This is a genomic window from Mesorhizobium sp. M0998 (genome assembly GCF_040318885.1).
GTDB lineage: Bacteria > Pseudomonadota > Alphaproteobacteria > Rhizobiales > Rhizobiaceae > Mesorhizobium.
Genome location: NZ_JAMYND010000011.1, coordinates 168,133 through 187,686, shown reverse-complemented (window position 1 = coordinate 187,686; position 19,554 = coordinate 168,133). Strand labels below are relative to the sequence as shown.

Below are 19,554 nucleotides of genomic sequence, written 5' to 3'. Positions count from 1 at the left end.
CGCAGACCATCGACAACCCGTTCGGCACGAGGTTGTCACCCATGTCTTAAGTACAATCTGTTACCCATGTCTCCGGGTTGGACAATTTTATTGATGGTGAGCGCGATGGGATTCGAACCCATGACCTACTGATTAAAAGTCAGTTGCTCTACCGGCTGAGCTACGCGCTCCCGCGGGCTCAGAAAGGCCGCCCTCGAAATTGCGCGGAACATAGGGAGAGTGCCTCTGCCGGTCAACCGGAAAAAGACGGCTCGCAAACCGGACTGTCCTGCAGTGTCATCATGCCTTGCGGAGCGCTTCGGCGTCGACGGAACGGCCTCGTTCTCGCGCAAGACCGAAGCTCGCCCTCTATGCCGACAAAGGCAAGCAGCAAATCGGAAGAACCTTTGCGGATCAGCAGCTTGGGATTTTTGGCGGAACAATTTGCGCAGCCTGCCCGTTTCCCGCGATAAGGGACATGCGTTTCAAGGAGAAGACCATGAATAGGATCATGTCGGGCCTACTGGCGACCACTCTTTCGATCTCATTCGCTGCCGCGGAGATCGTGCCAGTCAACGCTCAGCCCAGCTATGCGCCCCCGGCCGAGGGGCTCACCTCGAATGTCCAGACCGTCCAGTACGAGCCGTGGCGGAGGCACCGGAATTTCAATCGCGATTTCTCGCGTCGCGATTTCCGTCGCAATTTTGCGCGTGATGACGGCATGTACTGGCGTGGCCATCGCGGCTATCGCGAATATCGTCGCGGCTATCGCCGTCACGGCGACTTCTGGTTCCCGCTGGCTGCGTTTGCTACCGGAGCGCTGATTACCGGCGCAATCGTCAACCAGAATCGTGTCTATCGTGGCGATGCCCACGTGCAGTGGTGCTATGACCGTTATCGGAGCTATCGCGCTTCTGACAACACTTACCAGCCCAACTACGGTCCGCGCCGGCAGTGCCGGTCGCCTTACTGAGTCCCAGATTAGAGGCTGCAAGCCCGCGCCCGCAACGGCGCGGGTTTTTCATTGGTGCGAATCCGGTGGCATCCCTGCCTATTGCGCACTTAGCGTCCTGCGCACAGCGTGGCGCCAACCTGCCAGCTTGGCGGCACGTGTCGAAGCATCCATGTCCGGCTTGAACCGGCGCTCGAGCGCCCAGCTCCTGGCGAATTCCGCGGCCTTCGGCCAGACACCCGCCTTCGAGCCGGCCAGCCAAGCCGCACCGAGTGCTGTCGTCTCGAGAATTGTCGGCCGGTCGACCGGCGCATCGAGAATGTCGGCCAGCCGCTGCATCGTCCAGTCCGACGCCACCATGCCGCCATCGACCCTGAGCACGGTCTTGACCGAGGCGCCTTTCCAGTCCCGGCGCATGGCGTCAAGCAGATCGCGCGTTTGGAACGCAACGGATTCCAGTGCCGCGCGGGCAAATTCCGCCGGCCCCGAATTGCGGGTTAGCCCGAAGATGGCGCCGCGCGCCTCGGCATCCCAGTGCGGTGCGCCGAGCCCGACGAAAGCCGGCACCAGATAGACGTTCTGCGTTGGATCGGCTTCCGCAGCCAATTTGCCGCTCTGCTCGGCCTTGCCGATCACTTTGATGCCGTCCCGCAGCCATTGCACGGCGGCGCCGGCGATAAAGATCGAGCCCTCCAGCGCATAGGTGGTCTTGCCGTTCAGCCTGTAGGCGATGGTGGTCAAAAGCCGGTTCTTAGAACGCACCAGATCGCTTCCGGTGTTGAGCAGCGCAAAGCAACCGGTGCCGTAGGTCGACTTCATCATGCCTGGCTCGAAACAGGCCTGGCCGATTGCCGCCGCATGCTGGTCGCCGGCCACACCGAGGATTCTGATCTCCGCACCAAACAGGCTCTTGTCCGTGATTCCAAAATCGTCGGCACAATCTTTCACCTGTGGCAGCATTCTTGCAGGTATGCCAAGAATGGCCAGCAGCTCGTCGTCCCAGGCGTTTTGTTCGATGTTGTAGACCAGCGTGCGCGAGGCGTTGGTGGCGTCAGTGGCGTGGACCTTGCCGCCGGTCAGCCGCCAGATCAAAAAACTGTCGATGGTGCCGGCCAGCAGTTCGCCCTTCTCGGCGCATTTTCTGGCGCCCTTCACCTTGTCCAGCATCCAGGCGATCTTGGTGCCGGAGAAATAGGGATCGAGCAGCAGGCCGGTCTTTTTCGTGAATTTCTTCTCCAGCCCCAGCTTCTTCAGTTTCTGGCATAGCGGCGCGGTGCGACGATCTTGCCAGACAATCGCGTTGTGGATCGGCTTGCCGGTCTCCTTGTCCCAGATGACGACCGTTTCGCGCTGGTTGGTGATGCCGATCGCGGCGACTTCCGCTGCGTTGCGGCCGGCTGTCTTCAGCGCGGCCTTCACCGTTTCCACGACGCTTGCCCATATCTCCTCGGGATCGTGCTCGACCCAGCCGGAGGCCGGATAATATTGGGTGAATTCCTTTTGCCCGCTGCCGACGACCATCATCTTGTCGTCGAACAGGATCGCCCGGCTCGATGTCGTCCCCTGGTCGATTGCAAGGATATATCCGGTCATTCTCTCTCCCGTCGAAGCGAATTCAAGGTGCTGCGATGTCTCGACGCCAGATGGCGCGGAGCCGTTTACGCAAACAGGGGAGACGGCAACATGCCGCCTCCCCTGAGCATGGCGATGCGGGCGCGGACGCCCGCATCAAACGGCCCTATTGCTGCCAGCTCTTCACCAGCTCGTCGTAGTTGATGGTGACCGGCTTTTCCTTCTCGTTCTCGATCTTGAGCTGAGGAGCGAGATTGCCCTTCTTGACCGCGTCCGCATTCCAGTAGGCGAGGTCATGCTCTTCGGCCATCTTCGGGCCAATATCGCCCTGGACGCCCGACTTCTCGATGCGGCTCATCACCTTTTCCTGCTCGGCGCAGAGCGAGTCCATCGCTTCCTGCGCGCTCTTGGCACCCGACGAAGCATCGCCGATCGCCTGCCACCAGAGCTGTGCCAGCTTCGGATAGTCCGGCACGTTGGTGCCGGTCGGCGACCACTGGACGCGCGCCGGCGAGCGGTAGAACTCGATCAAGCCGCCGAGCTTTGGCGCACGTTCGGTGAAGCTCTTGTCGTGGATCGTGCTCTCGCGGATGAAGGTCAGGCCGACATGGCTCTTCTTCACGTCGACCGTCTTCGAGGTGACGAACTGCGCGTAGAGCCAGGCGGCCTTGGCGCGGTCGGTCGGCGTTGACTTCATCAGCGTCCAGGAACCGACGTCCTGATAGCCGAGCTTCATGCCGTCCTTCCAGTAGACGCCATGCGGCGACGGCGCCATGCGCCACTTCGGCGTGCCGTCGTCGTTCAGCACCGCCTTGGCGCTGGCGTCGACCATGCTGGCGGTGAAGGCGGTATACCAGAAGATCTGCTGGGCAACCGCGCCCTGCGCCGGAACTGGCCCCGATTCGGAGAAGGTCATGCCTTGGGCTTCCGCCGGTGCATAGGCCTTCAGCCAATCGAGGTACTTCTGGATGGCATAGACGGAAGCCGGACCATTGGTGTCGCCGCCGCGCGCCGTGCAGGAACCGACCGGACGCGAATTCTCGTCGACCTTGATGCCCCATTCGTCGACGGGCAGACCGTTCGGAATGCCCTTGTCGCCATTGCCGGCCATCGACAGCCAGGCGTCGGTGAACCGCCAGCCGAGCGACGGGTCCTTCTTGCCATAGTCCATATGGCCATAGACCTTCTTGCCGTCGATCTCACGCCCGGTGAAGAACGCTGCAATGTCCTCATAGGCCGACCAGTTCACCGGCACGCCAAGGTCGTAGCCGTATTTGGCCTTGAAGTCCGCCTTGTTCTTCTCGTCGTTGAACCAGTCGTAACGGAACCAGTAGAGGTTGGCGAACTGCTGGTCGGGAAGTTGGTAGAGTTTCTTGTCGGGCGCGGTGGTGAACGAAGTGCCGATGAAATCCTTCAGGTCGAGATTCGGGTTGGTGACATCCTTGCCGTCGCCTGCCATCCAGTCGGTCAGGTTGCGCACCTGCTGGTAGCGCCAGTGCGTGCCGATCAGATCGGAATCGTTGACCCAGCCGTCATAGAGGTTCTGGCCGGTCTGCATCTGGGTCTGGATCTTCTCGACGACGTCGCCTTCCTGGATGACGTCATGCGTAACCTTGATGCCGGTGATGGCCGTAAAGGCCGGCGCCAGCACCTGCGATTCATACTGATGCGTGGCGATGGTTTCGGAAACCACCTTGATATCCATGCCGGCGAAAGGTTTCGCGGCATCGATGAACCATTGCATCTCGGCTTCCTGGTCGGCGCGCGAAAGCGTCGAAAGGGGCCCGATTTCCTTATCGAGGAAGGTCTTGGCCTCGTCCATTCCGGCATAGGCATTGCTTGCCCCGAGCAACAGGACAAGCGCAGTTGTTGATGTCAAGAATTGCCGTCGCATGTATTTCCTCCACTGTTAAAGTTCAAAGTGCGATCTGGATCGGCGGCCGGCACGCCGCCGTTCCAACAGTTTCCCCCTCTATACGTAGCGGAACACGCCGACGGCGTAGACCACGGAGAGAGCGAGAGCCCACCACAGATTGGGTCCGACTAGACCCAGCCAAGCGAGATGGATAAAGGCGCTGCCAAGCAGCGACAGGAACAGGCGGTCGCCACGCGTCGTTTCGAACCGCAGCACGCCGACGCGCGGATTGCCGCCCGGCGAGACGTATTCCCACGCCGCCATGCCGCAAAGCAGCAGAAAGATGGTTCCAAAGAAGGCCGCGGTCGGCCACGTCCAGGCCATCCACGAAAAATCGAGGTTGGACGAGAGGTTAAATCCCCACAGGCGGATATTGGCCGGATCGCTGAAGCCTACCGTTATTGCCACGAAATCGATTTGAAGTGCCACCCAGGCCACGACGACCAGGGCGAGAAGCAGCACGGCCCACCACCATGGGCTTCTGTCGACCTGCTCCATCATACCCTCCCCAGGGCAAAGCCCTTGGCGATGTAGTTGCGCACAAACCAGATGACGAGCGCGCCGGGAATCAGCGTCAGCACGCCGGCTGCGGCGAGCAGCCCCCAATCCATGCCGGCGGCCGAAACGGTGCGGGTCATGGTCGCGGCGATCGGCTTGGCATCGGTTGTCGTCAGCGTACGGGCGATCAAGAGCTCCACCCACGAGAACATGAAGCAGAAGAAGCACGCCACGCCGATGCCGCTCGCAATCAGCGGCATGAAGATCTTGATGAAGAAGCGCGGGAACGAATAGCCGTCGATATAGGCGGTCTCGTCGATCTCCTTGGGCACGCCCGACATGAAGCCTTCGAGGATCCACACCGCCAGCGGCACGTTGAACAGGCAATGCGCCAGAGCCACGGCGATGTGGGTGTCGATAAGGCCGAAGGCCGAATAAAGCTGGAAGAATGGCAGCGCGAACACCGCCGGCGGCGCCATGCGGTTGGTCAGCAGCCAGAAGAACAGATGCTTGTCGCCGAGGAAGCGATAGCGCGAAAAGGCATAGGCAGCAGGCAGTGCCGCAGCCACCGAAATCACCATGTTCATAACCACATAGGTGATCGAGTTGATGTAGCCCGAATACCAGGACGCGTCGGTGAAGATGGTGCGGTAATTCGCCAATGTCGGTGCGTGCGGGTAGAGCGTCAGCGACGAGACGATCTCGCCATTGGTCTTGAAGCTCATATTGATGAGCCAGTAGATCGGCAAAAGCAGAACGATGATGTAGAGCGTCGGCACGATCCACCACCAACGCGACTCCTCGCCGCGACGGCGCATCAGCCGTGCGATCTCGTCCTGCCGTAGCCTGCTGGCGAGCCCTTCCGAAGCTGTCGTCTCGCTCACCCTATCGGCTCTCTCTTCGGTGCGGCTCATCTCAGCGCTCCGCGTCGTAATTGGTCATCACGGTGTAGAACACCCATGACAACAACAGGACGATAAGGAAGTAGACCAGCGACATCGCCGCCGCCGGGCCGAGGTCGAACTGGCCGAGCGCCGTCTTGACGAGATCGATCGAAAGAAAGGTCGTCGAGTTGCCGGGTCCGCCGCCGGTCACCACGAACGGTTCGGTGTAGATCATGAAGCTATCCATGAAGCGCAGCAGCACGGCGATCAGCAGCACGCGGTTCATCTTCGGCAGCTGGATGTAGCGGAACACCGCCCAGCGCGAGGCACCGTCGATCTTGGCCGCCTGATAAAAGGCATCCGGGATCGAGACCAGGCCGGCATAGCAGAGCAGAACGACGAGGCTGGTCCAATGCCAGACGTCCATGATGATGACCGTGACCCAGGCGTCGTATGGGTCTTGCACATAATTATAGTCGATGCCGAGCGCGTTGACGTAATAGCCGAGCAGGCCAATGTCGTTGCGCCCGAACACCTGCCAGATGGTGCCGACGACGTTCCACGGGATCAGCAGCGGCAACGCCATCAAAACAAGGCAAACAGGCACGCCCCAACCCTTCTTCGGCATATTGAGCGCAATGAAGATGCCGAGCGGCACTTCGATCGCCAGGATGATGAAGGAGAAGACAAGGTTGCGGATCATCGCCTGCCAGAAGCGGCTGGAGGAAAGCAGTTCCTCGAACCATTCCGTGCCGGCCCAGAAGAAGACGTTATTGCCGAAAGTGTCCTGCACCGAATAATTGACGACCGTCATCAGCGGTATGACCGCCGAGAACGCCACCAGCAGCAGCACCGGCAGCACCAGGAACCAGGCTCTGTTGTTCCAGGTCTTTTCCACTTCAGGCTCCCATCTCGACGCGCCAGGAATTGGCATAGATGTTGATGCCGGCCGGGTCGAACCGCACCTTCGGATCAGCCGGAACTGTCTCGTCCTCGCCGATGACGGCGGCGATCTCGCGCCCTTCAAGATTGGCACGGACCACCTTGTGGCGGCCGACGTCCTCGACCTTGCTGATCCGGACGGCCATGCCCTTACTGCCCAGGCGCACATATTCGGGACGGATGCCGAGTTCGATGGCGCCGCCGCCCGCCTTGGGCACGCCCGGCAGTTCGATCTGCTGCGAGCCCAGCTTCGCTGTCTTGCCGTCGATCGCCACCGGCATGACATTCATGCCGGGCGAGCCGATGAAATAGCCGACAAAGGTGTGGCGCGGGCGCTCGAACAGCTCCGCCGGTGTGCCGATCTGCACGATTTCGCCGTCATACATGACGACCACCCTGTCGGCGAAGGTCAACGCCTCGGTCTGGTCGTGCGTGACATAGACCATGGTATAGCCGAAGCGGCGGTGAAGCTGCTTCAACTGCGAGCGCAGCACCCATTTCATATGCGGGTCGATGACTGTCAAAGGCTCGTCGAACAGGATGGCATTGACGTCGGAGCGCACCAGCCCGCGTCCGAGCGAGATTTTCTGCTTCTGGTCGGCGGTCAGTCCGCGCGCCTTTCGTTTGGCCATATCGGCCAGCCCGGTCATCTCCAGCGTCTCGCGCACCTTGCGGTCGACGTCGGCCTCCGGCACGCCGCGATTGCGCAGCGGGAACGCCAGATTGTCGTAGACGGTCATCGTGTCGTAGATCACCGGGAACTGGAAGACCTGGGCAATGTTGCGCTCTTGGGTCGACAGATTGGTCACGTCCCTGCCGTTGAACAGCAGCTGGCCATGCGAGGGATGCAGCAATCCCGAAATGATGTTGAGCAGCGTGGTCTTGCCGCAGCCGGATGGGCCGAGCAGCGCATAAGCGCCGCCATCCTCGAACGTGTGGTGCACTTCCTTCAGCGCGAAATCGGCATCCGTGCGCGGGTTCTGCAGATAGGAGTGGCGGATATGATTGACATCGATGCGCGCCATCGCTTCCTCCTAAGCCGCCAGCTTCGGCGCGGCCATCGCGCGGCCGTGCTCGTCGAAGACCATGATGTGGCGCGGGTCGATGAACACCTCGACCTCCTCGTCCGGCTCGAAGTCGCGAATGCCGTGGGTCAGCATGACCCAGCGCGCATCGGCAAAATCGAGATGGATGAAGCTTTCCGATCCGGTGATCTCAGTGATCGTCACCTTTGCGCGCACCGGCACTGCGGCGGCATTGGGCCGATCGAGGGACAGGTGATGCGGCTGGAAGCCGATCGTATAGATCGCATCGGCAATGCCGAAGAGTTCCGCCGGCACCGGCAATTTCACGCCGCCCTCGAGCAGGAAATCCAGGCCCTTCTTGGCAAGCACGATGGTGTTGAGCGGCGGATCGGCGAAGGTTCTCGCCGTCACCAGATCAACCGGTTTGCGGAACACTTCGATGGTCGGCCCGAACTGGGTGATGCTGCCTTCGGAAAGCGTCGCCGTGTTGCCGCCGAGCAGCAAGGCTTCGTGCGGCTCGGTCGTGGCATAAACAAAGATTGTACCGGCGGCCGCGAAGACTTTCGGCAGTTCCGCGCGTAATTCTTCACGCAGCTTGTAGTCGAGATTGGCGAGCGGCTCGTCGAGCAGCACGAGGCTGGCATTCTTGACGATGGCGCGGGCCAGCGCGGTGCGCTGCTGCTGGCCGCCCGACAGACTGAGAGGCGTCCGATCGAGATAGGGCGTTAGTTTGAGAAGGGCGGCGGCATTGCGCACCTCCGTGTCGATCGTTGCCTGCTCAGTGCCGGCCACCCGCAGCGGTGAGGCGATGTTTTCGTAGACCGTCATCGCCGGATAATTGATGAATTGCTGGTAGACCATGGCGACGTTGCGCTTTTGCACCGGCATGCCGGTGACATCCTTGCCATCAAACCAGACCGAGCCCGAGGTCGGCACGTCGAGGCCCGCCATCAGCCGCATCAGGCTGGTCTTGCCGGAGAGCGTCGGCCCGAGCAGGACGTTGAGCGAGCCGTGCTGAAGCGTCAGCGAGACGTCGCGGATATGTTCCGCCGCACCCACCGTCTTCGTCACGTTTCTCAGTTCAAGCATGATGCCTCCTCCCAGGCTTTCTGCATCAGTCGGCCGTTCCTATTCGGCAGCCGCTACGTGCTGCCGGCTTATTCCGCGCATGAACTCGTCGAGCACTGCCGCCTGCTCACGGCTGAGACGCAGGCCGCGCTTGGTCCGGCGCCACAATACATCCTCGGCAGTCATCGCCCATTCGTTTTCGACGAGGTAGCGCACCTCGGCTTCGTAGAGATCGGCGCCGAAGTTGCGGCCAAGATCGACGTTCGACTTGGCGAGGCCCAGCAGCTTCCTTGCGCGGGTGCCGTAGAGCCGGGTCAACCGGCGGGCCAGCCGGGCGTCGAGGAACGGGTACGCCGTTTTCAGTTTCGCCACCTCGGCATCGAAGCCGGTGACGGGAAAGTCACCGCCGGGCAGCGGCGCGTTTGCCGTCCATGGTTTGCCGCGCTTGCCGAGAAAACCCTCGATCTTCTCAAGCATCGATTCCGACAATCGGCGGTAGGTCGTGATCTTGCCGCCAAAGGCGTTGACAATCGGGGCGGCACCCTCGCCTCCATCGGCCTTCAGCACATAGTCTCGGGTGGCTTCCTGCGCCTTTGAGGCGCCATCGTCGTAGAGCGGTCGCACCGCGGAATAGGTCCAGACGATATCCGACGGCTTGACCGGCTGCGCGAAATATTCGCTTGCCGCAGCGCAGAGATAGTCGATCTCGGCGTCATTGATCCTGACGTTGTGCGGATCGCCGGGATAGTCACGGTCGGTGGTGCCGATGAGCGTGAACTCGTCCTCGTAAGGGATGGCGAAAATGATGCGCCCGTCCTTGTTCTGAAAGAAATAGGCGCGTGGGTCGTCGAATTTCTTGCCCACGACGATGTGGCTGCCTTGTACGAGGCGGACATTGTGCACGTCGTTCAGGCCGACGGTGGCCGACAGCACCTGATCGACCCACGGGCCGGCGGCATTGACCAGCAGCCGCGCCTTGACCTCCTCGGTATCGCCGGTCCGCACATTTTCAAGCCTGACCGTCCAGAGATTGCCTTCGCGGCGTGCGCTGACGACCTTTGTTCGGGTTCGAATGGTTGCACCGCGTTCGGCAGCGTCGCGGGCGTTCAACACAACCAGCCGGGCATCGTTGACCCAACCGTCCGAATATTCGAACGCCTTTCGAAACAGCGGCTTCAGCGGCTTGCCGGCCGGATCCTTAGCCATGTCCAGCGTTTTCGTCGGCGGCAGCAATTTGCGCCCGCCAATATGGTCGTAGAGGAAAAGCCCGAGCCGGATCAGCCAGGCCGGACGCAGCCCCTTGGCGTATGGCAGCACGAAGCGCATCGGCCAGATGATGTGCGGCGCGTTCCTCCACAGGACCTCGCGTTCCATCAGCGCTTCGCGTACCAGGCGGAATTCGTAGAATTCGAGATAGCGCAAGCCGCCATGGATCAGTTTGGTCGAGCCGGAAGAGGTCCCGCTGGCCAGATCGTTCATCTCGGCAAGAAAGACCGAAAAGCCACGTCCAACGGCATCGCGGGCGATGCCGCAGCCATTGATGCCGCCACCGATGACGAAAATGTCATGAATCGGTGATGCGCTCAAAGAATCCTCCCTCGATTTCGCATTGCAGCATTTTGGGTTCTTGCGAAACCGTACGGGAATTATTTCGAAATGATAACGAATGTCAAACGAAATGTGATAGGCGGAAGATGCCGCGACGGCATCTCTAGGATAGCGACGTTTCGATCAGCTGAACTTCTGCCTCCTGGCAGATCTTACGCACCGACGGGATGTCGCAACGATCGGTGATAAAGGTGTTGACCTGCGACAGATGGCCGATGCGGACGGGCGCGGTGCGCTCGAATTTGGTCTGGTCCGACACCAGGATCACATGTCGGGCGTTGGCGATGATCGCCTGAGCCACCTTCACCTCGCGAAAATCGAAGTCGAGCAGTGCGCCGTCATGGTCGATGGCCGAGGCGCCGATCACCGCAAAATCGACCTTGAACTGCCTGATGAAATCGACCGCGGCCTCGCCGACCACACCGCCGTCGGAACCGCGCACGACACCGCCGGCGATCACCACCTCGATCGAAGGATATATACGCATCCTGTTGGCAACATTGATGTTATTGGTGATGACCATCAGGCCGCTGTGATCGAGCAGCGACTTGCTGACAGCTTCCGTCGTTGTCCCGATATTGATGAATAGAGACGCGTTATCGGGGATCAGCCGGGCTGCTGCGCGGCCGATCGCCTCCTTCTCCTCGGCAGCGATCTTGCGCCGAGCCTCATATTCCATGTTCTCGATGCCGGAGGGGAACAATGCCCCGCCATGGATGCGGGACAAAAGCCGCTGGTCGCAGAGATCGTTGAGATCCTTGCGGATCGTCTGCGGCGTCACGTTGAAATGCGTCGCCAGCTCCTCGACCAGTACGCGGCCATGGTCCTTGGCCATCTGGATGATTTCGGAATGACGCGGCGACAGATACATCTAGCAACCTCTCATTTTCGTTTTTCTCGTCTATAGCTGAAAACGAAAGCCATGAACAGGTATGGGCCGGCTAATGAAAATCGGGCGACTGCAGCGAGAAAAGCTCCGGCGCAATCTCGACGAGGCTATCAACTCAGCCCCCGCGCGATCTCAGTGATGACCTCGAAAGCAGTATCGACGTCCGCCGCAGTCGTTTCGAACTGCCCGACCTGAAAGCGGATCGCCACCTGCCCGTCCACCCGGGTCTGCGTCAGGTAAATGCGGCCGTCATCGTTGATCGCGCTGACCAACCGCAAATTGTGCTCGTCAGAGTCGATGGCCGCAGCCGCGAGATGGCGGAATGAGAATAGCGACAGCATGGGTTCCGTGACGATCTCGAAATCCGGTTCCCGAGCCAGCCGCGCGGCGAGGCTCTCGCTCCAGGCAACGTGGTTGCGGATCATGTTCCGCAGATTTTCCAAGCCATGCGCACGCAGCAGGAACCAAAGTTTCAGAGCGCGGAACCTCCGTCCGAGCGGCACCGACCATTCGGAGTAGTTGATGACCCCGTCGCGGCCATGCGTTTTCAGGAATTCGGGCTTCATCGCCAGCGTGCGGACCAGCTCTTCCGGCTGGCGGATGAACTGCATCGAGCAATCGAACTGTGCCCCCAACCATTTATGCGGGTTGAAGACGATGGAATCGGCATTTTCGGCGCCGGTCCAGAAATGCCGGAACTCGTGGCAGATCATGGCGGAGCCGGCCCATGCGGCATCGACATGCAGGTAGAGCCCGTGCCGCTTCGCCACCTCGGCAACAGCCGCCACATTGTCGGTGCCGCCGGTACTTGTGCCGCCGACGCTGGCGATGATGCCCGCCGGCAGCATGCCGTTTTCGCGGTCGGTAACGATCGCGGCTTCCAGAGCCGCCGTCTGCATGGCGCGGAAGCGTCCGGCGACCGGAATGCGCACGAGGTTCGCCTCGCCGATGCCCGACACCCAGATCGCCCGGTCGATAGAAGTATGGACCTGGTCGGAAGAATAGATCCGCACGACCGGCTGCCCTTGCAAGCCGTTCTTGTTGCCTTGCCAGTCGAGCGCGCGCTCGCGCATTGTCAGCACGGCGGCAAGCGTCGCCGATGAAGCCGAATCCTGCATGACGCCGGAAAATCCCTCCGGCAAACCAAGCGCCTGCCGCATCCAGTCGACGACACGCGTCTCGAGCTCGGTTGCCGCCGGCGAGGTCTGCCAGAGCATGCATTGCGCGGCCATCGCGGAAACCAGATACTCGGCCACGACGGAGACCGGTGCCGCGTTAGCCGGGAAATAGGCGAAGAAACGCGGATGCTGCCAGTGCGTCATGCCCGGCAAGATCTTTTGTTCGAAATCGGCGAAGATTGCCTGCATCGTTTCGCCGTCTTCCGGCGGCGCGGCATCGATGCTTTTGAAGATTTCGCCCGGCTCGACAAGCGGCCGCACCGGTTTTTCGCGAAGGCTGTTTCTGTAGTCGGCGCCCCATTCAGCCGCTCGCAGCGACCATTCGCGGAATTCGTTGCTATTCATCTTCGCCTCCGTAGCGCCTCATCGAGCCGCGATCAAAGAGCACGAAAAACGAAGGTTTTCATTCGGGAAAATCAGGCAGACTGGCAAAGGCGGTCTTCAGCGCGTTCGACCAGCTATCCGAGATCGTACGATAGTATTGATCGTCCTGGGTTATTCGCTTTTTGAGGCCGACCTTGAAAGTGTCCTTTTCATAGAACAGCAGGTCGAGCGGCAGGCCGACCGACAGGTTCGACTTCAGCGTCGAGTCGAACGACACCAGCAGTAACTTCACCGTCTCGGCGAAACTCATCGTCCTTTCATAAGCGCGGATAATGATCGGCTTGCCGTATTTGGTCTCACCGATCTGGAAGAACGGCGTGTCCTCGGTGGATTCGATGAAATTGCCTTCCGGATAGATCATGAACAGGCGCGGCGCGCTGCCCTTGATCTGACCGCCGAGGATGAAGGAGGCGTTGAAGTAGGAATCCGCCTTTTCGCCCGCCGGCGACGAACTGGCGATGACCTCCTTGACGGTGTCTCCGACCAACCGGACTGTCTGGTACATGGAGGGCGTTTCGAGCAGTGTGGCACGGCGCTCCGCCACTGCCTTGGTGCGTTCGTCGAGCAGGCTGACCACGGCCTGCGTCGTCGCCAGATTGCCGGCCGACATCAAAACGATGACGCGCTCGCCCGGCTCTTCCCAGACATGCATCTTCCTGAAGGTCGAGATCGAATCCATGCCGGCGTTGGTGCGCGTGTCCGACATGAACACGAGCCCGCGATCGATCTTCAGGCCGACGCAATAGGTCATCGAATCTCTTTGGCAACAATCTTGCCGGGGATTACTGCTCCACGGTGACGGTGACCGCAAGCTGTTCTTCCGCCTGTCCCAGCCGAATTCCAGATACCGGCGTGGCGTCGCGATAATCGCGGCCGGTCGCCACCTTCACATAACGCTCGTCCGGAGAAATGCCGTTGGCGACATCGAAGGCGACCCAGCCGAGGCCCGAGACATGCGCCTCGGCCCAGGCGTGGCTTGCCGCCTGCTCGATGGCCGCATCCATCATCAGGTAGCCGCTGATATAGCGGGCCGGAAAATCCATGGCACGCGCCGCGGCAACGAAGATGTGGCTGTGGTCCTGGCAAACGCCGGTCTTGAGCGCCAGGGCCTCTTCGGCCGGCGTCGTCACGTTGGTGGTGTCCGGCGTATAAGCGACGCGCTCGCCGATCACCGCCATCAACCGGTGCAGCCTTTCGATGTCGGTACCCTTGCCGACCGAGGCAGCAAGCTCGCGAATGCCGCTGCCGATCGTCGTCAGCGGCGTTTCCTGGCCGAACAGCCAGAGCGGCGCGAAACCCTGGTGCGGTCCGCAGACGCCAGCGGTGTCGCGCGTCACCACTTCGCCGGCTGCTTCGACGGTGATGAAGTCGCGCTCGCCCTCGACGCTCAACAGCCGGGTATCATTGCCGAAATGGTCGGTGAAGCGCACTTCCTCGCGTGCGCCTTCGATCTTCAGCGCCCAGGACAGTACCGTCTGGGTGCGCCCGTTCACCGGGAGCAGCCGCAAACGCTGCAACAGATAGTGCACCGGCGCATCGTAGCGGTATTCGGTCCGGTGGGTGATCTTCAGCCGCATCGCACTCGTCCCTGGAGCATGAGCTTTTCCGAAAACCGGTCTCCGCTTTTTGGGATCATGCTCAATAGAACCTGTAATCCTGCGCGATCTCGTCGCCGAGCCTGGTGTTGTCGCGGATGAAATTGGCCAGGAATTCGTGCAGGCCGGCGTCGAAAATATCCTTGATCGACCCGGCCGTCAGCATGGCCTGGGTCTTGGCAGCCGTCGCATGACAGGCGTGGCGCTCCCCATAGTCGTCACCCAGGAATTTGAGATGCTCCGTCAGGAAGCGGTAGCAAAAGGTCAGCGAGCGCGGCATGCGGACGTTGAGGATCAGATAATCGGCGATGTTGCTCGGCTTGTAGTCGGCATCATAGACCCAGCGATAGGAACGGTGCGCCGACACCGAGCGCAGGATCGATTCCCACTGGTAATTGTCGAGCGTCGAGCCGACCCAGGAGATCGACGGCAACAGCACGTAGTATTTCACATCCAGGATGCGCGCGGTGTTGTCGGCGCGTTCGACATACGTGCCGAGCTGCGAAAAATCGAAAATTTCGTTGCGCAGCATCGTGCCGTAGAACGAGCCGCGGATCAGCGCCGTCTCGCGCTTGATTGCGTCGAGCGCGTTGGGCAGGTCGCGCTCGTCGATCGGCTTGGCCAGTATCCGCTTCAGCGACATCCAGGCTTCGTTGATGCTTTCCCAGGTCTCACGCGTCAGTGCGGTACGCACCATGCGGGCATTGTTACGGGCCGTTTCGATAGACGACATCGTGCTCGACGGGTTCGATGTGTCGCGCAGCAGATAGTCGGCGACATTGGCGGCGGTGTAGTCGGAATATTTCTGCGTGAAGCTGGCGTCCGAACCGGCGCTGAGCAGCACCGAATTCCACTCCTCCGAAGCGTTCTGAGTACGAGTCAGCGCCATGCGCAAGCCGGCATCCACCAGCCGCGCCATGTTTTCCGCCCGCTCGATGTAGCGGTTCATCCAGTAGAGCCCGTTGGCGGTGCGGCCGAGAAGCATGTCAGGCGGTCCTGTGGTGAATAGTGAAAGGTGAATGGTGAATGGTGACTATCCGGATTCCAGGGCACGATTCCGCGCGCTTCACTTTCGGGCATTTCACCAACATCAACGACCCATATCCTTACCTATTCACTATTCACTATTCACTATTCACTATTCACTATTCACTACTTCCACTCTAATCATCCAACACCCACGTATCCTTCGTGCCCCCGCCTTGCGAGGAATTGACGACCAGCGAGCCTTCCTTGAGCGCTACTCGGGTCAGCCCGCCGGGCACGATCTGGATACGGTCGGAAACCAGCACATAGGGGCGCAGATCGACATGGCGCGGCGCCAGCCCCTTGTCCGTCAGGATCGGACAGGTCGACAGCGCAAGCGTCGGCTGGGCGATGTAGTTCGACGGTTTTGCCGCGACCTTTTTGGAAAACTCTTCGCATTCCTTCTTGGTCGCCGCCGGGCCGACCAGCATGCCGTAACCGCCGGAGCCGTGGACTTCCTTGATCACCAATTCATCGATATGCTCGAGCACGTATTTCAGGCTGTCCGGCTCCGAGCAGCGCCAGGTCGGGATGTTGCCGAGGATCGCCTTGCGGCCGGTGTAGAATTCGACGATCTCGGGCATGTAGGAATAGATCGCCTTGTCGTCGGCGATGCCGGTTCCCGGCGCATTGGCGATCGTGATGTTGCCGGCGCGGTAGACGTCCATAATGCCCGGCACGCCAAGTGCCGAGTCGGGGCGGAAGGTCAGCGGATCGAGGAACGAGTCGTCGACACGACGGTAAAGCACGTCGATCTGCTTGTAGCCCTCGGTGGTGCGCATCGCGACATGGCCATCGACGACGCGCAGATCCTGCCCCTCGACAAGCTGCACGCCCATCTGGTCGGCAAGGAAAGCATGTTCGAAATAGGCCGAGTTGAAGCTGCCCGGCGTCAGCACGGCAATGGTCGGCGCGCCCTTGGTGCTTTGCGGCCGCACTGCCGCCAGCGACTGGCGCAAGAGCTGCGGGTAATTCTCAACCGGCCGCACCTTGATCTGCTGGAACAGCTCGGGAAAGAGCTGCATCATCGTCTCGCGGTTCTCCAGCATGTAGGAGACGCCGGACGGCGTGCGCGCGTTGTCCTCCAGCACGTAGAACTCGTTCTCGCTGATGCGTACGATGTCGACGCCGATGATGTGGGTATAGACGCCGGCCGGCGGCCGCACCCCGATCATCTCGGGCAGGAACGCCTCGTTCTTGGCGATCAACTCCTTCGGCACCCGGCCGGCGCGTAAGATCTCCTGGCGATGGTAGATGTCGTCGAGAAAGGCGTTCAGCGCCTGGACGCGCTGCTCGATGCCTTGCGTCAGCCGTCGCCATTCGTTGCCCGAAATGATGCGCGGAACGATATCGAAGGGTATCAGCCGCTCCGATGCTTCCTGCTCGCCGTAGACGGCGAAAGTGATGCCTGTCTTGCGAAAGACGCGTTCGGCGTCCTGCATCTTCTCGGTAAGTCTGGCCGGGTCCTGTTCCTTCAGCCAGCGATCGTAAGCCGAATACGGTTTTCTCAGCCCGGAAACTTCCGGAAGCATTTCATCGAACGCTGCCAATCGCATACTCCCCTGTGGCGCCATTTCACTGGCCTGGCTGGAGAAAATCAAGCGCAATCGGTGATTTGTTGGGCGCCGGCGATCAGTATATCGCACTTGCCTAAAATTAAGGCAGCACCAATAGGGCCTTGATCAGGCTTTGCCTGGTGTCCGGGCACATGCCGGATGCGGATCAAAACGCGCGAAAGGTGACGACCGTGAACGTGTCCTTGATGCCGGGAAGAATCTGCACTTTCTCGTTGACGAAGTGGCCGATGTCTTCCTCGTCGTCGACATAGAATTTGGCGAGCAGGTCGTAGTTTCCGGCTGTCGAGTAGATTTCCGAAGCGATCTCGGCATCGGCCAGGGCGCTGGCAACGTCGTAGGCCTTGCCCAGATCGCATTTTATCTGCACGAAAAATGCCTTCATTGCCTGGTCCTGCTCACATCGCACGCTCTAATCGAGCGGCCCTTGTGGCAGACTGCCGCCCGGCTTTCAAGCATCGGCAATCGCTCAGGCTGTTCTCGCCTCGACAATGCTTTCTCGGCTCGGACACGGACTGCCACGCCGAATGTTTGCGCTCGGCTGAAACCCTGAAGCACTGCAAAGCGTATGGTATCATGTACCTTCAGGCAGCGATTTCTCAGGGACAACGGAGACAGGCCATGCGCCGCGCGTTTTTCGCATTCGCAGTCGTTCCATTCATTTTCGCATCCCAGGCCTTTGCTGGCGACGCCGAAGTCAAAGCGGCGCAGACAGTCATCGATGGGCAGTTGAGGGCGTTCATCGCCAATGACGGAATGACGGCCTACAGCTTTGCCGCACCGAATGTGAAACGCATCTTTCCGACCGTCGATACCTTCATGAACATGGTGACAAAAGGCTATCCGCCGGTGCGCCAACCGCAGACCTACTCCTTCGGCAAAGTTCGCGAGACGAGCCCGACCTCGATCATCCAGCAAGTGCTGATCGTCGGCCCGGATGGCAAGGACTACGAGGCGGTCTACACGCTCGAACTACAGCCTGACGGCAGCTTTCGGATCACCGGCTGCAGCCTGCGTGCGTCCACGTCGCTCAGCACCTAAAGGGGTGTTTCAATCCTGTCGCCGGTAGAGCGTCCAGCTCAGGCCTGAAAACCCCCAATGCCTCGACGCATCGGCCCGTTCATACGCCAGAGCGCATGCGGCCGTAGGTTGGACATGTTCGGCTTGTTTGTCCACGTCCCCTTCGAGGACCAGCCAGGCGGGCCGTTCGGTGCACATCCCGTCGTCTGTGACCAGCAATGCCCGACGATCCATTCGCGCCGCAAAATAGTTGACGACAATGGGGGTGCGGAAATTACCGTCGCTGGCATAGGTGGTTGCGCCGTTCCTGGTCATTTCATCAACGATAGCGGCGTAGGAGCCGCGTCCATATTGATAGAACTGAAGCAGCGACGAAATGCTTCCACTCACCACGATCGCCAGCGCTCCCATCGCAAGCAGCCTGGCAGTTCCGCGAGCATCCAGGCCGCGGCCAATCATCTCGCCGGCCCAGAGCAGCAGCAATGTTCCGCTGATGATGAAATAGCGCGGGAACTCAAGGTTGGGCAGATGCGCCGCCGCCATGAGCAAAGGCAGTCCGATAATCCCGATGGCATAAAGGCTGGCTCGACGACCGCGCCAGACACCGGCGGAGAGGCCGACAAGACCGCAGGCGGCAACGATATAGGGCCCGTCGCCAAACCAGGGTGGCAGGCCGAACAGAGAGCGGATCATCCCGCCATAGCCCTGCGCGAAGGCGGCAATCGAGAATGGCGAAACACCACCGACACTGAAGCCGAACAGCCTGCAGCCGACAAACACGCCGACAGCCAGCGGCAGCACGGCAAGCAAGCCCGGCAGGAAGATCGACGCCAGGTCCGCAACGACGCGGCCGACCTTCGCCGTACGCTGCCAGGCGAGCCAGGCGGTCCAGATTGCGAGGACCGCCACCATTCCGATCATTGTGAGATGGCACAGGAAGCCGAAAAGGATCGCCGCTGCCAAGGCCGCGCCAGACCACCGTCTATTGTCGAGCCGGCGCTCCAGAAAAACCACCGAGAGCAGCGTGAACAGCACAAGGCCGGCATAGCCGCGCGCCTCCGAGCCGTAATGGACCATTGGGTAGCTCACGGCAAACAACAGGCTTGTGGCAATCATCGCCTGTCGTCCGCGCGATGCGGCGCTCGCTGCCGCCGCACCGATCGTGGCAACACCTAATGCTATCGACAGACCTCGCTGGATCAGCGGCGAAGCATCGGGGCCAATGAGATAGAGATAGACCGAGTTGAGGAAATGATTGTTGTCGTGATTGACGCGCCAGAATATCTGGTCGATCGAGGTCAGCGGCTCGATCAGCGCAAAGCTCCAGATCTCGTCCAGCCAAAGGTCGCCGCGCGCGCCAAGCAAGCGCAAGACCAGGCCGGTCACTGCGATCGCCAGAATCGCAAGCAACGACCCAGCCGTCCATCGCTGAACCGCGATGGGGG

Annotated in this window: 18 protein-coding genes and 1 tRNA gene; 2 read left to right on the top strand and 17 right to left on the bottom strand. The window is 60.7% G+C overall.

Annotation, left to right across the window (positions count from 1 at the left end; genetic code table 11):
- Positions 1–94 precede the first annotated feature (94 nt).
- Positions 95–170: transfer RNA gene (locus NKH59_RS13505), tRNA-Lys, on the bottom strand.
- 308 nt (positions 171–478) lie between these two features.
- Between NKH59_RS13505 and NKH59_RS13500 the strand changes: the two genes are divergently transcribed.
- Positions 479–952: a BA14K family protein gene (locus NKH59_RS13500; RefSeq protein ID WP_352979679.1), complete on the top strand. Its 474-nt coding sequence runs from the start codon at positions 479–481 to the stop codon at positions 950–952.
- 78 nt (positions 953–1,030) lie between these two features.
- On the opposite strand, the gene glpK is transcribed toward NKH59_RS13500, so the two are convergent.
- From glpK to NKH59_RS13425, 15 genes are all read right to left on the bottom strand, one after another.
- The gene (gene glpK, locus NKH59_RS13495; protein WP_352502511.1) at positions 1,031–2,524 is read right to left on the bottom strand and encodes a glycerol kinase GlpK; all 1,494 of its coding nucleotides are present in this window, start codon (positions 2,522–2,524) and stop codon (positions 1,031–1,033) included.
- 145 nt (positions 2,525–2,669) lie between these two features.
- Entirely contained in the window at positions 2,670–4,397 is a 1,728-nt protein-coding gene (locus NKH59_RS13490; protein ID WP_352979681.1) for an ABC transporter substrate-binding protein, read from the bottom strand.
- A 78-nt stretch (positions 4,398–4,475) separates the two neighbouring features.
- Positions 4,476–4,742 carry a DUF2160 domain-containing protein gene (locus NKH59_RS13485; protein WP_031211283.1) on the bottom strand — a complete coding sequence of 89 codons (267 nt, stop codon included), beginning with the start codon at positions 4,740–4,742 and terminating at the stop codon, positions 4,476–4,478.
- Between the two features lie 173 nt (positions 4,743–4,915).
- Positions 4,916–5,830: a carbohydrate ABC transporter permease gene (locus tag NKH59_RS13480; RefSeq protein WP_502896460.1), complete on the bottom strand. Its 915-nt coding sequence runs from the start codon at positions 5,828–5,830 to the stop codon at positions 4,916–4,918.
- A 1-nt stretch (position 5,831) separates the two neighbouring features.
- Positions 5,832–6,698: a carbohydrate ABC transporter permease gene (locus tag NKH59_RS13475; protein WP_023674893.1), complete on the bottom strand. Its 867-nt coding sequence runs from the start codon at positions 6,696–6,698 to the stop codon at positions 5,832–5,834.
- 1 nt (position 6,699) lies between these two features.
- On the bottom strand, positions 6,700–7,767 hold the full coding sequence (locus NKH59_RS13470; RefSeq protein WP_352979683.1) for an ABC transporter ATP-binding protein: 1,068 nt from the start codon (positions 7,765–7,767) through the stop codon (positions 6,700–6,702).
- A 9-nt stretch (positions 7,768–7,776) separates the two neighbouring features.
- Positions 7,777–8,856 (bottom strand): ABC transporter ATP-binding protein, encoded by a 1,080-nt coding sequence (locus NKH59_RS13465; protein WP_352471684.1) that lies wholly within the window; start codon positions 8,854–8,856, stop codon positions 7,777–7,779.
- A gap of 39 nt (positions 8,857–8,895) precedes the next feature.
- Positions 8,896–10,422, bottom strand: coding sequence for a glycerol-3-phosphate dehydrogenase (gene glpD / locus NKH59_RS13460; RefSeq protein ID WP_023674890.1), 1,527 nt, complete (start codon positions 10,420–10,422; stop codon positions 8,896–8,898).
- Between the two features lie 124 nt (positions 10,423–10,546).
- The gene (locus NKH59_RS13455; RefSeq protein ID WP_023674889.1) at positions 10,547–11,314 is read right to left on the bottom strand and encodes a DeoR/GlpR family DNA-binding transcription regulator; all 768 of its coding nucleotides are present in this window, start codon (positions 11,312–11,314) and stop codon (positions 10,547–10,549) included.
- Between the two features lie 128 nt (positions 11,315–11,442).
- Positions 11,443–12,855 carry a pyridoxal phosphate-dependent decarboxylase family protein gene (locus NKH59_RS13450; RefSeq protein WP_352979687.1) on the bottom strand — a complete coding sequence of 471 codons (1,413 nt, stop codon included), beginning with the start codon at positions 12,853–12,855 and terminating at the stop codon, positions 11,443–11,445.
- 58 nt (positions 12,856–12,913) lie between these two features.
- Positions 12,914–13,645 carry a proteasome-type protease gene (locus NKH59_RS13445; protein WP_352540589.1) on the bottom strand — a complete coding sequence of 244 codons (732 nt, stop codon included), beginning with the start codon at positions 13,643–13,645 and terminating at the stop codon, positions 12,914–12,916.
- 31 nt (positions 13,646–13,676) lie between these two features.
- Complete coding sequence (locus tag NKH59_RS13440; protein WP_352455718.1) at positions 13,677–14,471, bottom strand: transglutaminase family protein; 795 nt, start codon at positions 14,469–14,471, stop codon at positions 13,677–13,679.
- 61 nt (positions 14,472–14,532) lie between these two features.
- A complete protein-coding gene (locus NKH59_RS13435; RefSeq protein ID WP_352540590.1) occupies positions 14,533–15,474 on the bottom strand; it encodes an alpha-E domain-containing protein in 942 nt (313 codons plus the stop codon).
- 178 nt (positions 15,475–15,652) lie between these two features.
- Positions 15,653–17,065 (bottom strand): circularly permuted type 2 ATP-grasp protein, encoded by a 1,413-nt coding sequence (locus tag NKH59_RS13430; protein ID WP_352925235.1) that lies wholly within the window; start codon positions 17,063–17,065, stop codon positions 15,653–15,655.
- A 172-nt stretch (positions 17,066–17,237) separates the two neighbouring features.
- Complete coding sequence (locus NKH59_RS13425; protein WP_023674883.1) at positions 17,238–17,474, bottom strand: Lrp/AsnC ligand binding domain-containing protein; 237 nt, start codon at positions 17,472–17,474, stop codon at positions 17,238–17,240.
- Between the two features lie 236 nt (positions 17,475–17,710).
- On the opposite strand from NKH59_RS13425, the gene NKH59_RS13420 reads away from it, so the two are divergent.
- Positions 17,711–18,130 (top strand): DUF4864 domain-containing protein, encoded by a 420-nt coding sequence (locus NKH59_RS13420; protein ID WP_352455762.1) that lies wholly within the window; start codon positions 17,711–17,713, stop codon positions 18,128–18,130.
- 9 nt (positions 18,131–18,139) lie between these two features.
- Here NKH59_RS13420 and NKH59_RS13415 read toward each other — a convergent pair whose 3' ends face one another.
- Positions 18,140–19,519 (bottom strand): glycosyltransferase family protein, encoded by a 1,380-nt coding sequence (locus NKH59_RS13415; protein WP_352682859.1) that lies wholly within the window; start codon positions 19,517–19,519, stop codon positions 18,140–18,142.
- Positions 19,520–19,554 lie beyond the last annotated feature (35 nt).